The sequence below is a fragment of the Pseudonocardia sp. WMMC193 genome, assembly GCF_021728735.1.
Classification (GTDB): Bacteria; Actinomycetota; Actinomycetes; order Mycobacteriales; family Pseudonocardiaceae; genus Pseudonocardia; species Pseudonocardia oroxyli.
Genome location: NZ_JAKKDO010000003.1, coordinates 4,364,130 through 4,377,822, shown reverse-complemented (window position 1 = coordinate 4,377,822; position 13,693 = coordinate 4,364,130). Strand labels below are relative to the sequence as shown.

The following is a 13,693-nucleotide window of genomic DNA, read 5'->3' as shown; positions in this document are numbered from 1 at the left end:
GCGGGGCAGCCTGCTCCGCCCGCGCGGACGGGGCGGACGGCTCAGCCCGCGCGGATCGCGCCGATCGCTCGGCCTGCTCGAACCGCCCCGGCTGCTCTGCCCGTTCCCCCCGCCCCGTTTGCACTGCCCGCGTATCCGCACCCGGCGGCCGCGGTTCCCCCATCGGCCTCCGCACATCCGGACCGGCGGTCTGCGCCTCGGTTCCCGGCGGCCGGGCGTCCGCACCCGGTGGCCGGGCATCCGGACCGGGCTGCCGCGAGTCCGCTGTCGGCGTCCGCGCCTCCGCAGCCGGCGCCCGCAGATCGCCCGGTGCCCGCAGATCGCCCGGTGCCCGCAGATCGGCTGGCGTCCCTGGATCGCCCGGCGCCCGCAGATCGCCCGGCCCGCTCCTCGGCGCGGCCCCGCGCTGACCGCGGTTCCGCACCTCCAACGGCACGCCGTGACTCGGCGGGGGAGCCGGGACGCGTGGACCGACCGGCGGGGACGCCGGAGCGCGCCCACCCGGCGTCCGCGGCCGGGCGCCGGGCGGCGGAGCCACAGCCGGCCCCGCAGCCGTGGGCCCAACCGGGTGCGGCGGGACCGGCGGATGGCCCTGCACCTCGGTGATCGGGTCGTCGTCCCGGTCCAGCCAGGGCGCGGGGGACTCCTCGGTGGGCGCGCGGATGCCGAGGCGGGCGAGGACGTCGTCGGACGGCGCCTCCCCGCGGGCGCGCCGTGCCGCGCGGGAACGCCGACCCTGTTCCCGGTCCCCGTCGTCCGCCACGCCACCTCCACCCGTCGACAGCGGAGGGCGGCATGACCGTCACCAGCCGTGTCCGCCCCCGGCCGCGGAGTTTACGGAGCCGCAATACTCCACCCGGCGGAGGGTCAGCCGGTCGTGCGGACCGGCTGGGGGATGGAGCGGCGCGCCCCGGCGGCGCCGGCGAGTCGCACGCGGCCACCCCGGGCCGCGCGGTAGGCCACGGCGTTCCGTCCGGCGGCCTTGGCCGTGTAGAGGAGCAGGTCGGCCTCGCCGATGAGCCGCTCGACGTCCGCGATCCGCCCCGCCGCGTGCGCCACCCCGATGCTCACGGTGACCCGCAGGTCGGTGTGCAGCTCCGACCAGTCGAAGCGGGCGATCCGCTCCCGGGCCTGCTCGGAGATCTCGACGGCCTGCGCCAGGTCCCGCCCGGGCAGCACCAGTGCGAACTCCTCGCCGCCGTACCGCGCGCAGAAGGCGGCCTCGGGCAGCGCGGCGTCCAGCTCGGACACCATCGCCTGCAGCACCCGGTCACCGAACAGGTGCCCGTGGGTGTCGTTGACCAGCTTGAAGTGGTCGATGTCGACCAACGCGAGGCACAGCCCGGACCGCAGCTCCACCTCCGAGAGCAGGGCGGCGAGCCGCTCGTCGAGGTAGCGGCGGTTGTAGCTGGCGGTCAGGCTGTCGCGGCGGCTCTGCTCGCGGGCCTCGGCGTGCTCGCGGCGCAGCCGGTCCAGCTCGTCGTGCGCGGAGACGCCCTGCAGCAGGCGGACGGCGGCGTGCAGATGGTCGTACGCCTGCTCCCACACGCCTTCCGCCGCGAGCCGCTCGGCCGCGGCGGTGTGCAGCGCGGCGCGGGCGTGCGGCGACGTGGGCGGCGCCTCGATCTCTCCGGACGCGGGCGCCTCGTGCACCAACGTCCGGACCGTCCCGGTCTCCATCGCGTCCACCTCCCCCGACGCTCTTATTGTCGTCGTGACGGATGGGGTTCTTGAGACGCCAGGGGCGTTCCTACCCGTTCGCGTGCCCGCCCACCCGACCGGGCGAGCGGGTGTGATCACCCGCCGGAGTGGTCGAGCTCCGCGCCGAAGGGCACGGACGGGTCGTCGGCGTCCTCGAGCCAGTGCTCGGGGAGGACCACCTTGCCGGGCGAGCCCTGCCTGCCGCGCGGACCCTCGGCGTCGGCGGGGAACTCCTGGTCCAGGTCGAGCTGGGCCAACAGCTCGTCGAGCTGGTCGATGCTCTCGACCATCCCCAGCGCGCGGCGCAGGTCCCCGCCCACCGCGAAGCCCTTGAGGTACCAGGCGATGTGTTTGCGGACGTCCCGGATGCCCTTGTGGTCACCCATGTGCTCGCACAGCAGCACGGCGTGCCTGCGCAGCGTGGCGGCCACCTGCCCCAGGTTCGGCGGCGTCGGCAGCGGGCGACCGGCGAACGCGGCCTCCAGGTCCCCGAACAGCCAGGGCCGCCCGAGGCACCCCCGCCCGACGACCACCCCGTCGCACGCGGTCTCCCGCACCATCCGCAGGGCGTCCGCGGCGGAGAAGATGTCCCCGTTGCCCAGGACCGGGATGCTCGACGGCAGGTGGTCCCGCAGCCGCGCGATGGCCGTCCAGTCCGCCTGGCCGGAGTAGCGCTGCGCAGCGGTGCGGGCGTGCAGCGCCACGGCCGCCACCCCCGAGTCCACGGCGATCCGGCCGGCCTCGAGGAAGGTCTCGTGCTCGTCGTCGATGCCGATCCGCATCTTCACCGTGACGGGCAGGTCGCCCGCGTTGTCCACGGCCGCGCGGACCAGGCGCTCGAAGAGCCTGCGCTTGAACGGCAGCGCCGCCCCGCCGCCCCGGCGGGTCACCTTGGGCACGGGACAGCCGAAGTTCATGTCGATGTGGTCGGCCAGGTCCTGCTCGCGGATCATCGCGACGGCCCGCCCCATGGCGGCCGGGTCCACGCCGTAGAGCTGCATACTGCGCGGCTGCTCGTCCGGGTCGAACGCGATCATCCGGAAGGTCAGCGGGTTCTTCTCCACCAGCCCGCGGCTGGTGATCATCTCGCAGACGTAGAACCCCGCGCCCTGCTCCCGGCACAGCCGCCGGAACCCCGGGTTGGTGATCCCCGCCATCGGCGCGAGCACGACGGGGGTGCTCACCTCGTGCCGGCCGATGCGCAACGGCGGCAGCACCGGTCGAGTGGTGGGGGCGGAGTCCAGCAGTGTCACGGCTCCCCATTGTCCACGCCCGGGTCGCCACAGGCTCGACCCGCCCCATGATCACGGCGACTGGAGCGGAACCCGCGCTCAGCGCGGATCCTGCTCCAGTCCCCGCGATCTCCGCCCGTCCGACCAGTAGGCTCGACCCCACGCGCCGGCCCGCCGGCGACGGGGCCTCTAGCTCAATCGGCAGAGCAGCGGACTTTTAATCCGCGGGTTCAGGGTTCGATCCCCTGGGGGCCCACAACCGGGACTACGGAACGCCGCCCCTCGGGAGAGTGATGGCGGGCAGGGATCTCCCCTCCCGCTGCGGCTGAACATCGCATCCCGCCGTCGTGGGTCGTATGCTCTTCGCCAGCTCGGACGTGGGAACGGGCGGGCGGCCAACGGAGGTGATGCCCGGTGACGTACGGCCGAGACCGGGTCTCGTCCGCCGACTCCATCCGAGTGGCCAGCTCCGACGTCGAGGAGGCGACGGAGCAGGTGGGGAGGGTCTTCCACCCCCACCGGCTGACCAGGGTCGGCGCGGTGGACCACTTCCACGCGGACCTCGACGCCGTCGCCGTGGGTCCCATGGTGAGCGGGCGGTTGCGCTACAACAGCAGCAGCGACCTGTACTGCCCCGTCATCGACGGCTACCACGTGAACGTCCCGCTGACCGGCAGGCTCCTGTCGATCTCCGACGGCCGACCGACGACCGTGCTCCCCAGCTGTGCCGCGCTGTACGGGGCGGGCGCCGATGCGCGGATCCTCAGCCCGGAGCACAGCAAGCTCAACATCTTCGCGGTCAAGATCGAACGGCACGCCCTGCACGCGACGCTGCAGAGCATGCTGGGTCGGCAGGTGGGCGAGCCGATCCGGTTCGTCGGCGGGCTGGACCTGTCCGGACCCGATGGCCGGGCGTGGTGGACGCTGCTCGCCAACACCCACCGCAGCCAGTTCCTGGGATCGATGATGCGGGACCCCAGGATGGCGGGCCCGCTGGCGTCGTCGCTGATGACGGGGCTGCTCGCGCTCGCCGACCACCAGTTCTCCGACGAGTTGCGGGCCCCGGTCACGGCGGCCGCGCCCGCCGTCGTGGCGCGCGCGAACGAGTACATCGAGGCGCACCTCGCCGAGCCGCTCACGATCGCCGACATCGCCGCCGCGGTCGGGCTCAGCACACGCGCCCTGCAGCGCACCTTCCAGCGCCACACGGACACCTCTCCGATGCAGGTGTTGCGCACCATGCGGCTGCGCCGGGCCCACGAGGACCTCTGTGCCGGCGACCCGGGTACGACGTCCGTCACGACGATCGCGACGCGCTGGGGCTTCACCAACCACGGTCGCTTCGCCCAGGACTACCGCAAGACGTACGGCACCAGCCCCTCGGAGACGCTGCGTACGTGCCGGTGAGGGCCGTCCGGCCCGGACCGCTGTCGCACACCGGCCGGATCGTGTCGCGGAACGGGTGTCGGCGCCCTGGTCGGGCTCCCTAACGTCGTCGACGTCACAACGTGCCCGCCACTCCCGGGAGGCCATTGGTGTCCGCCGACGAGACCGCACAGCCGTCTCCGACCTTCGAACTCATCGTGGACGAGCTGCGCACCGAGGCCGACGAGGTCGTGGTCCTGGCCCTCGTGGACGAGTCGGGGGGCGAGCTGCCCCCCTGGGCGGCCGGGGCGCACATCGACCTGCACCTGCCGATCGGCCTGATCCGCCAGTACTCGCTCTGCGGTGACCCGGGCGATCGGCACCGCTACGAGGTCGCCGTGCTGCGGGACCCGGAGAGCCGGGGCGGCTCGGCCTGGATCCACGACGAGCTCGCGAAGGGCGCCAGGATCTCGGTGTCGTTCCCCCGCAACAACTTCGAGCTGGTCGACGCCGAGGAGTACCTGTTCGTGGCGGGTGGCATCGGCGTCACGCCGTTCCTCCCGATGATCGCCGCCGCCCGGGCCGACCACCGGCCCTACACCCTGGTCTACGCCGGTCGCACGCGATCCGGGATGGCGTTCGTCGAAGCCCTCGCGGACGACGGCGCGGTCCGACTCCACGTGTCGGACGAGGGCACCCGTGCCGACCTCGGCGCGCTGCTCGACGGCGTGTCCGAAGGGGCCGCGATCTACGGCTGCGGACCGACGCGGCTGCTCGACGCCCTGACCGGACTCTGCGCGGACCGCGGCCTCTCCCGTCGGCTGCACGTCGAACACTTCAGCGGCACGGTCGTCGAGCTCGACCCGGACCGCGAGCACCCGTTCGAGGTGGAGCTGGCGAAGACCGGCATGGTCCTCACGGTTCCCGCCGACCGGACCGTTCTCGAGGCCCTGCTCGACCACGGGGTCAAGACCACGAGCAGCTGCGCGGAGGGGGTGTGCGGATCGTGCGAGACGGTCGTCCTCGAAGGCGAGATCGACCACCGGGACCAGATCCTGGACGACGACGAGCGGGCGGAGAACGAGGTCATGATGATCTGTTGCTCCCGCGCCCGGTCCGCCCGTGTCGTCCTCGACCTCTGAGGACCCGCGCGATCCCGACACACCCCTCCCGAACCCCACCGCCCACTCGCCTCTCCGGCGAGTAGTCCCCTCCCGCCCGACCCGACGACAGTCCCAGAGGAGTCGATGATGACCCAGACGGATGACCGTGCGGACTCTCCCGCATCGCGCTGCCCGATCACCCAGTTCGCCGCGGACTTCAACCCGTTCGACGAGGACTACCTGCAGGACCCGTACGCCGTGTTCACCCGCGCCCGCGCGGAGGAGCCGGTCTTCTACAGCCCGGAGATCGACTACTGGGTCGTGAGCCGCTACGAGGACGTCCTGGCGGTCTTCAAGGACACCGCGTCGTTCAGCGCCACCGCGGCGGGCGAGCTGATCAAGCCTCCGTGCCCGGCCGCCATGGAGAAGCTCGCGGCGGTGGACTTCGTCCCCTCGACCATGCTGGTCGACGAGGACGCCCCGCTGCACACCAAGCGCCGCCGCGTGCTCCGCAAGGGCGTCACCGACGCCAAGGTCGCCGAGATCGAGCCCCTGACCCGGCGGTTCGTCTCCGAGTGCCTCGACGCCATCGTCCGCGAGGGTCGTGCGGACATGGTCGCCGACATGACCTTCGAGGTGCCGGCGCTGACGGCGTTCGTCCTGATGGGCGTCCCCGAGGCCGAGGTCGCCAGGGTCCGCGGCTACGCCTCCCGGTTCGCGCTGTGGATCTGGGGCCGGCCCAGCGACGAGCAGCAGGAGGCGCTGGCCGAGGAGTTCGCCGCCTACCTGGTCTATGCGCGCGAGCACATCGAGCGGCTCATCGAGAACCCCGGCGACGACTACATGTCCAACGCGATCCGGGCCTGGCAGAGCAACGGTGGGGACAACGAGGTGTGGGACCGCACCTACCTCGCCTCCATCATGCAGAGCCACCTCTACGCCTCGCACGAGACGACGACGAACGCCGCGGCCAGCGGGTTCAAGGTCCTGCTCGAGCACCCCGAGCAGTGGGCGGAGCTGTGCGCGGACCCGTCGCTGATCCCGGGGGCGGTCGAGGAGATCCTGCGCTACGCCTCGTCCGTCCCGACCTGGCGCCGCGTCGCGACCCGGGACGTCACGGTCGGCGGGAACGACATCCGCAAGGGCGAGCGCCTGCTGTTGCTCACCGGTTCGGCGAACCACGACGAGGAGGTGTTCCGGGACGGCGACACCTTCGACATCCACCGCGAGAACGCCGACGAGCACCTCGCGTTCGGCTGGGGGATCCACCACTGCCTCGGGCAGGCCCTGGCGCGCATGGAGATGCGCGTGATGCTGGAGGAGACGGCCAGGCGGCTGCCGCACCTGCGGCTCGTCCCGGACCAGCAGTGGTCGTACTCGCCCAATACGTCGTTCCGGGGACCGGACGCGGTGCTGGTCGAGTGGGACCCGGCGGCCAACCCGGTCGACGCCGACCGACCCTGACGACCCCCCCCCACCGGCCAGGAGCACACCGTGTACGTCCTCACCGTCGCCTACGCACATCCGACCGACCCCGCCGCCTTCGACGCCCACTACGCGTCGACGCACAGCCCGCTCGCGCGCAGCATCTCCGGTGTCCGCGAGTTCACCGCGCGGCGGTGCGCGTCGCTGGACGAGACCGCGCCGCCGTACTACCTGATCGCCCAGCTCGGCTTCGACTCGCTGGAGGACCTCCAGGCCGGGCTGGCCTCGCCGGAGGGGCAGGCGGCCGCCGCCGACCTGGCGAACTTCGCCGACGGCGGCGCCTCGCTCTTCGTCCAGCACGACTGACCACAGATCATCAGGTGAGGAGGGGGCAGATGGCCGTCCCATCCCGTGAGCTCCGCACCGCGTTCGGCCGGTTCGCCACCGGGGTGACGGTGGTGACCTGCCGCAACGACGAGGGCCTGCCGCACGGCGCGACCGTCAACGCGTTCACCGCCGTCTCGCTCGAACCGGCGCTCTGTCAGGTGACCCTGACCCGCAGGTCCAAGGCGTGCGGCTACCTCGACGACGCCCCGTTCGCGGTGAACGTGATGGGAGCGGGCCAGGTCGACACGGCCTGGCACTTCGCAGGTCGCCCGGCCGACCCCGGCCCGGAGTGGGTGGAGGGTCCGACGGCTCCGGTCCTGGCCGGGTCGGCCGCCGTGTACTCGTGCCGCCCGTGGCGCACCTACGACGGCGGGGACCACCTGATCGTCGTCGGGGAGGTCGTACACATCGACGTCACCGACGCGGAGCCGTTGCTGTTCTACGCGGGCGCGTTCCGCGAGATCGGCGCGATCGAGACCGGGGCGCATTGGACCGGCTCGCTCGACTGCCCCGACGCGGGCTGGTTCGACGCCACCACCACCTTCACCCGGCTACCCCCGCACGCTGCCTGAGTCACCGAAGAAGGGTTCGAGAATGACGATCCAGCAGGACCGCCCGGCTGATGTTCCCACCGCGACGGCGCCGATGACCGGTGACGAGTACATCGCATCGATCCAGGACGGGCGGGAGGTGTGGGTGTACGGGGAGCGGGTGCAGGACGTGACCACCCACCCGGCCTTCCGTAACCCGGTCCGGATGACCGCGCGGCTGTATGACGCGCTGCACGACCCGGCCACCAAGGACAAGCTGACCGTGCCGACGGACACCGGCAACGGCGGGGTCACCCACCCGTTCTTCCGGTCCCCGCACTCGGTCGAGGACATCCTCCAGGACCGCGAGGCCATCGAGACCTGGGCGCGGATGTCGTACGGCTGGATGGGCCGCTCACCCGACTACAAGGCCAGCTTCCTGGGGACGTTGGGGGCGAACTCGGAGTTCTACGCACCGTTCGAGGACAACGCGCGCCGCTGGTACCGCGAGTCGCAGGAGAAGGTCCTCTACTGGAACCACGCCATCATCAACCCGCCCGTGGACCGCAACCTGCCCCCGGACGAGGTGGGCGATGTGTTCATGAAGGTGGAGAAGGAGACCGACGCCGGACTCGTCGTCTCCGGCGCCAAGGTCGTCGCCACCGGCTCGGCGATCACGAACTACAACTTCATCGCCCACTACGGACTCCCGATCAAGAAGAAGGAGTTCGCGCTGATCTGCACGGTGCCCATGGACGCACCGGGGGTCAAGCTGATCTGCCGCACCAGCTACACCCAGCAGGCCGCCGTGATGGGCAGCCCGTTCGACTACCCGCTGTCCTCGCGGATGGACGAGAACGACACCATCTTCGTGTTCGACAAGGTCCTCGTGCCGTGGGAGAACGTGTTCCTCTACGGCGACATCGACAAGATCAACGGGTTCTTCCCCGTGTCGGGGTTCATCCCGCGGTTCACCTTCCACGGCTGCATCCGCCTCGCCACCAAGATCGACTTCATTGCGGGGTTGCTGCTCAAGGCCCTGGAGATCACCGGCAGCAAGGACTTCCGCGGCGTGCAGACCCGGGTCGGGGAGGTCGTGGGCTGGCGCAACACCTTCCACGCCCTCGCCGACGCCATGGCCCGCAACCCCGACGAGTGGACCAACGGCGCCCTGTTGCCCAAGCTCGACTTCGGGCTCACCTACCGGATGCTGATGATCCAGGCCTACCCGCGGATCAAGGAGATCATCGAGTCCGACGTCGCCTCCGGGCTGATCTACCTCAACTCCCACTCCATCGACTTCAAAACCCCCGAGGTCCGCCCCTACCTGGACAAGTACGTCCGCGGCTCCAACGGCTACGAGGCCGTGGACCGGGTCAAGGTCATGAAAGCCCTCTGGGACGCCGTCGGATCCGAGTTCGGCGGCCGTCACGAACTGTATGAACGCAACTACTCGGGCAACCACGAGAACGTCAAGGCCGAACTGCTCTTCGCCGCCGAAGCCCAAGGCCACACCGCGGCCATGAAAGGCCTGGCCGAGCAGTGCCTGGCCGAGTACGACCTCGACGGCTGGACCGTGCCCGACCTCATCGGCAACGACGACGTCTCCTTCCTCAAGAACAGGCGCTGACCGTGCCGGGCGTCGTCAGTCGGGCTCGTCGATGAGTCGCTGGGCTCGGCAGCTGAGGTGGAGGAAGAGTCGCTGGTCGACGTCGTCCTCGTCGATCCCGAGGATCTCGAAGGCGCGCTGCACCCGATACCGGATGGCATTGCGGTGCAGGTGGAGGGCCTCCGCGGTGCGGGCGGCGGATCCGTGCAGGTCCAGGTAGGTGCCGACGGTGTCGATCATCGCTTGGCGCTTGGCCGGGGGGAGGTCGGCGATGGGAGCGAACAGTCGATCGATGGACTGCTGCACCGTGGGCGAGCCGTACCACTCCAGGAGGGTCGCCCGCATCCCGACGGCGTCGAAGTGCACCGGTACGTTGCTGCGCCTGCGGAACCGGGCCGAGGACACCGCGAGCCGCGCCTCGGTGGCGCTGCTGGCGAGCCCGGCGATCCCGGGTCGTGCGGTCCCCGCCCCGCAGAAGATCCGTAACCCGGTCGCCCGCCCGGAGAGCGCCTTGGTCACGAAGTCCAGCTGCCTGCGCAGCCGGGCGTGTTCCTCCGGGCCCGGCGCGGTCTCCGCGGTCCACAGCAGCAGGAGTACCGCCGGGTCGTGCCCCACGTGCCACGTGCCCGGGAGGCTGCGGGCGGTCCGCAGGGCCAGCGCGGCGAGCTCGTCCCGCAGCTCGAACGCGGCGAGGTCGCCGCCGGTCACCTCCAGCAGGTTGTCCGGCTCGATCCGAGCGACCACGTGCCAGCCGTCCACCGGGATGCCCAGCCTGCGTGCGGACGGGGCGATCGCGGCCCGCTGGGAGCGGTCCGCCTCGACGAGCTGGACCAGCACCTCGCCCGTCGACCGGCGGCTGACCTCCTCGGCTCGGGTCCGCTCGGCGGCCAGCCGGGTCGTCTCGGCGGCGACTCGCCACAGCATCATCTCCAACAGGGCGTCCGCGTCCGGGTCACCGGGGCGGTCGGTCCACAGCTGGTCGGAGCGCTCCGGTCCGGCGGGCACCGCCAGCGCGTCGCCCGCCGGTACCCCGAGCTCGACGGTCCGTCCGAGCAGCAGCCCGACCCGTTCCAGCAGCTCGCCGACGGTACCGAAGGAGCGGCCGTCGATGGCGTCGCAGACCGCACGGGCTCGGTCCACGGTCACGCTGAGGCGGTCCGCCGCCTGGCGGACCAGCGTGCCGACCGCGTCGGTCAGGTCGACGTCCGGGGACAGCCGGACGAGCGCGATGTCCGCCCGCCGGGCCAGGGCCATGGCGGTCAGTGAGATCTTGGCCGCGGCGGGCAGCAGGACCACCAGCGCCGTGACCTCCCGGGCCGCGGCACGTCGCACGACCACGTCGAATCGGTAGTCGCCCGCCAGCTCGGCCAGGCCGCGGTCGAGGACCAGCAGGGCGTCGGCCGGTGCGCTGTCGACCTGACGGGTGTCCTCCACCAGCCGCACGTCGGCCACGGGGCGTTGGGTGGGCCCGGTGAGGACCTCGACCTGGCCGGGGTGTCGGAGTGCGAGCTGATCGACGACGGATTCGAGCGTGCTCACTCGCGCAGTATGACGCGCCCAGCTGGTGAAGGTGCACAAGAAACACTCTTGACGCCGATCCGACACACTTCGTCGTTCTGCACAGTCTGCGGGCCGACTTCAGCGAATCGCCCATGGAACCCGGCCGGGGGCGCGGCCTACGTTTCCGGTATGACGAACGACCCCCCGACGCTCGACGAACAGGATCTGCTGGACCTGTCCGTCGGCTGCACGGTGCTGGCGGGCGGCGGCGGTGGCGACCCGCGGATCGGGTTGCTCATGGCACTCAACGCCGTGCGGCGCACCGGGCCCGTACCGTTGATCGACCTGGAGTCGCTGGACCCCGACGACATGCTCGTCTCCGCGGGCATGATCGGCGCCCCGACCGTGATGGTCGAGAAGATTCCCAACGGCAACGAGGGGGACGTCATCCGTGCCGCGCTCGAGGCCCGGCTCGGTCGCCCGCTCGTCGCGCTGATGCCGATGGAGATGGGTGGGCTCAACGGCATGCTCCCCGTGGCCTGGGCCGCGAACGCCGGGCTCCCCCTGGTCGACGGCGACTTCATGGGCCGCGCGTTCCCCGAGCTGCAGATGTGTACCCCGCACCTGTACGACATCCCGTCCTGGCCCGCCGTGGTCGTCGACGAGCGCTCGCAGGTGCTGACCTTCGAACCCCGGGACAACGTGTGGCTCGAGCGGCTGGCCCGCAACGCCGTCTCCACGTTGGGCGGGTGCGCCTGCGCGGGTCTGTATCCGATGGACGCCCGCACCGCCGCGACCCCGCTGCTGCGCGGCACCGTGTCCAAGGCGGTCGCGATCGGCCGCACCATCCGGACGGCGACCGAGGACCCCTTCCGGGCCCTCGACGCCCAGGTGGGGCTCTACCCGCTGCTCACCGGCAAGGTGATCGACGTCGACCGGCGCACGGCAGGGGGGTTCGTGCGCGGGTCCGCGGTCCTCGAAGGCATCGAGGGCGACGCGGGTCGCCTCGTCCGAATCGAGTTCCAGAACGAGAACCTGGTCGCCATGGAGGACGGGGAGGCGCTGGCCACCGTGCCGGACATCATCACGCTGCTGGACCGGCACTCCGCGCACGGGATCGTCACCGAGCACATCCGCTACGGCCAGCGGGTCGTGGTCGGGGTCTTCCGGGCTCCCGACCAGTGGCGGAGCGAGCGCGGCCTGGCCACCGTCGGACCGCGCGCCTTCGGCTACGAGCTCGACTACGTGCCCGTGGAGGACCGCCATGCCCGCGTCGGTTGACCTGCGGATCGGGATCGACGTCGGCGGCACCAACACCGACGCCGTGGTCCTCGACTCCGAGAACCGTCTGCTCGCCAAGCACAAGACGCCCACGACACCGGACCTGACCAGCGGCATCACCACGGCGCTGCAGGCCGTGCTGGGGCAGATCGACCAGCCGGTCGAGCGCATCACGCACGTGATGCTGGGTACCACGCACGCCACCAACGCGATCCTGGAGCGCCGGGATCTGCTGAAGGTGGCGGTGATCAGGATCGGTGCCCCCGCGACGGTGTCGATCCCGCCGTTCTCCGACTGGCCGGACGACCTGCGCCAGGTCGTGTCGGCGGGCGAGGCCGTGGTCTCCGGCGGATCGGAGGTGACGGGCCGAGCGTTGGTCCCCTTCCAGCCGGACGAGGTCGCGGCCTTCCTGGAGAAGGTCGCGGGCACCGCGGAGGCGGTCGCGATCTCGGCGGTGTTCTCGCCGGTCTCGGGCGAGCACGAGCGGCTGGCCGAGGACGTCGTGCGGCGGGTCCTCGGGCCCGAGATCCCGGTCAGCCTCTCCCAGGGCATCGGTGCGCTCGGGCTGCTGGAGCGGGAGAACGCCTGCATCCTCAACGCCGCCCTGGTGGGCGTGGCCCACAAGGTCGTCCACGGGCTCACCGCCGCGCTGGTGCAGAACGGCATCGACGCGGTCGCGTTCCTGACCCAGAACGACGGCACGCTGATGGGTCTGGACTACGTCCTGCGCTTCCCGGTGCTCACCATCGGCAGCGGCCCGGCCAACAGCATGCGCGGTGCCTGCTACCTGGCGGACGTCTCGGACGCAGTGGTGGTGGACGTCGGCGGGACCTCGAGCGACGTGGGCATGCTGCTCAACGGGTTCCCCCGCGAGTCCTCCACCCCCACCGACATCGGCGGGGTCCGGACGAACTTCCGGATGCCGGACCTCGTCGCGATCGCCGTCGGAGGAGGGACCCGGGTGAGTGGGTCCCCGCAGGCGGTCGACGTCGGGCCGGAGAGCGTCGGGTACCGGCTCCGGGACGAGGCCCTCGTCTTCGGGGGAGCCACCGCGACCCTGTCCGACGCCGCCGTCGCGAGCGGGCGCGCCGCGTTCGGCGACCCGGCGGCGGTGGCGGGCCACGAGGACCTGCTGGCCGCGGCGCTGGCCAAGGCGGACGATCTCGTGACGGTGGCCACCGATCAGATCAAGACCGCGCGCGGCCCGGTTCCCCTGGTCGCCGTCGGCGGCGGGAGCGTGATCCTCCCGGCCACCATCCCGGGTGTCGAGCGGATCATCCGGCCTGAGGACTACGACGTGGCCAACGCCATCGGGGCGGCCATCGCCTCGGTGTCCGGGCAGGTCGACAAGGTGTTCAAGCTCGCGGGCCGGGAGCGCCAGGAGGTCCTGGACCTCGCCTGCGCCGCGGCCCGGGACGAGGCGATCAGCGCGGGGGCCGACCCCGCCGCAGTCGAGATCGTCGAGGTCGAGGAGGTCCCGATGGCCTACCTGACCGAGCCGGTGGTCCGGATCCGGGTGAAGGCCGCGGGTCCGCTCGGCCGGATGTGACGGGCACGACC

11 protein-coding genes and 1 tRNA gene are annotated in these 13,693 nt (G+C 71.8%); 9 read left to right on the top strand and 3 right to left on the bottom strand.

Features of this window, described 5'->3' with window-relative positions:
• Positions 1–867 precede the first annotated feature (867 nt).
• Together L3X23_RS22605 and dusB are read right to left on the bottom strand one after the other, a co-directional pair.
• Positions 868–1,680 (bottom strand): GGDEF domain-containing protein, encoded by an 813-nt coding sequence (locus tag L3X23_RS22605; protein ID WP_237194334.1) that lies wholly within the window; start codon positions 1,678–1,680, stop codon positions 868–870.
• A 116-nt stretch (positions 1,681–1,796) separates the two neighbouring features.
• On the bottom strand, positions 1,797–2,954 hold the full coding sequence (dusB, locus tag L3X23_RS22600; protein ID WP_237194332.1) for a tRNA dihydrouridine synthase DusB: 1,158 nt from the start codon (positions 2,952–2,954) through the stop codon (positions 1,797–1,799).
• 162 nt (positions 2,955–3,116) lie between these two features.
• Between dusB and L3X23_RS22595 the strand changes: the two genes are divergently transcribed.
• The 7 genes from L3X23_RS22595 (at position 3,117) to L3X23_RS22565 (ending at position 9,373) form a co-directional block, all read left to right on the top strand.
• Positions 3,117–3,189 (top strand) — tRNA-Lys (locus L3X23_RS22595).
• 158 nt (positions 3,190–3,347) lie between these two features.
• Positions 3,348–4,340, top strand: coding sequence for an AraC family transcriptional regulator (locus L3X23_RS36275; RefSeq protein ID WP_237194331.1), 993 nt, complete (start codon positions 3,348–3,350; stop codon positions 4,338–4,340).
• A 128-nt stretch (positions 4,341–4,468) separates the two neighbouring features.
• Entirely contained in the window at positions 4,469–5,440 is a 972-nt protein-coding gene (locus L3X23_RS22585; protein ID WP_237194330.1) for a PDR/VanB family oxidoreductase, read from the top strand.
• A 108-nt stretch (positions 5,441–5,548) separates the two neighbouring features.
• Complete coding sequence (locus L3X23_RS22580) at positions 5,549–6,865, top strand: cytochrome P450 (protein ID WP_237194329.1); 1,317 nt, start codon at positions 5,549–5,551, stop codon at positions 6,863–6,865.
• Between the two features lie 30 nt (positions 6,866–6,895).
• Positions 6,896–7,192: an EthD family reductase gene (locus L3X23_RS22575; protein ID WP_237194328.1), complete on the top strand. Its 297-nt coding sequence runs from the start codon at positions 6,896–6,898 to the stop codon at positions 7,190–7,192.
• A 29-nt stretch (positions 7,193–7,221) separates the two neighbouring features.
• Entirely contained in the window at positions 7,222–7,785 is a 564-nt protein-coding gene (locus L3X23_RS22570) for a flavin reductase family protein (RefSeq protein WP_237194327.1), read from the top strand.
• A gap of 22 nt (positions 7,786–7,807) precedes the next feature.
• Positions 7,808–9,373: a 4-hydroxyphenylacetate 3-hydroxylase family protein gene (locus L3X23_RS22565; RefSeq protein WP_237194326.1), complete on the top strand. Its 1,566-nt coding sequence runs from the start codon at positions 7,808–7,810 to the stop codon at positions 9,371–9,373.
• 15 nt (positions 9,374–9,388) lie between these two features.
• Here L3X23_RS22565 and L3X23_RS36270 read toward each other — a convergent pair whose 3' ends face one another.
• The gene (locus L3X23_RS36270; RefSeq protein ID WP_237194325.1) at positions 9,389–10,891 is read right to left on the bottom strand and encodes a CdaR family transcriptional regulator; all 1,503 of its coding nucleotides are present in this window, start codon (positions 10,889–10,891) and stop codon (positions 9,389–9,391) included.
• 150 nt (positions 10,892–11,041) lie between these two features.
• On the opposite strand from L3X23_RS36270, the gene L3X23_RS22555 reads away from it, so the two are divergent.
• Together L3X23_RS22555 and L3X23_RS22550 are read left to right on the top strand one after the other, a co-directional pair.
• A complete protein-coding gene (locus L3X23_RS22555) occupies positions 11,042–12,133 on the top strand; it encodes a DUF917 domain-containing protein (protein WP_237194324.1) in 1,092 nt (363 codons plus the stop codon).
• The gene (locus L3X23_RS22550) at positions 12,117–13,682 is read left to right on the top strand and encodes a hydantoinase/oxoprolinase family protein (RefSeq protein ID WP_237194322.1); all 1,566 of its coding nucleotides are present in this window, start codon (positions 12,117–12,119) and stop codon (positions 13,680–13,682) included. Before L3X23_RS22555 ends, L3X23_RS22550 begins: the two co-directional genes overlap by 17 nt.
• Positions 13,683–13,693: the final 11 nt, after the last annotated feature.

Excerpts from the sequence above, each read along its gene's own strand:
- L3X23_RS22570 (WP_237194327.1), top strand. The coding sequence starts at position 7,222 with ATGGCCGTCCCATCCCGTGAGCTCCGCACCGCGTTCGGCCGGTTCGCC.
- L3X23_RS22555 (WP_237194324.1), top strand. The coding sequence starts at position 11,042 with ATGACGAACGACCCCCCGACGCTCGACGAACAGGATCTGCTGGACCTG.
- L3X23_RS22605 (WP_237194334.1), bottom strand. The coding sequence starts at position 1,680 with ATGGAGACCGGGACGGTCCGGACGTTGGTGCACGAGGCGCCCGCGTCC.
- L3X23_RS22565 (WP_237194326.1), top strand. The coding sequence starts at position 7,808 with ATGACGATCCAGCAGGACCGCCCGGCTGATGTTCCCACCGCGACGGCG.
- L3X23_RS22580 (WP_237194329.1), top strand. The coding sequence starts at position 5,549 with ATGACCCAGACGGATGACCGTGCGGACTCTCCCGCATCGCGCTGCCCG.
- L3X23_RS22550 (WP_237194322.1), top strand. The coding sequence starts at position 12,117 with ATGCCCGCGTCGGTTGACCTGCGGATCGGGATCGACGTCGGCGGCACC.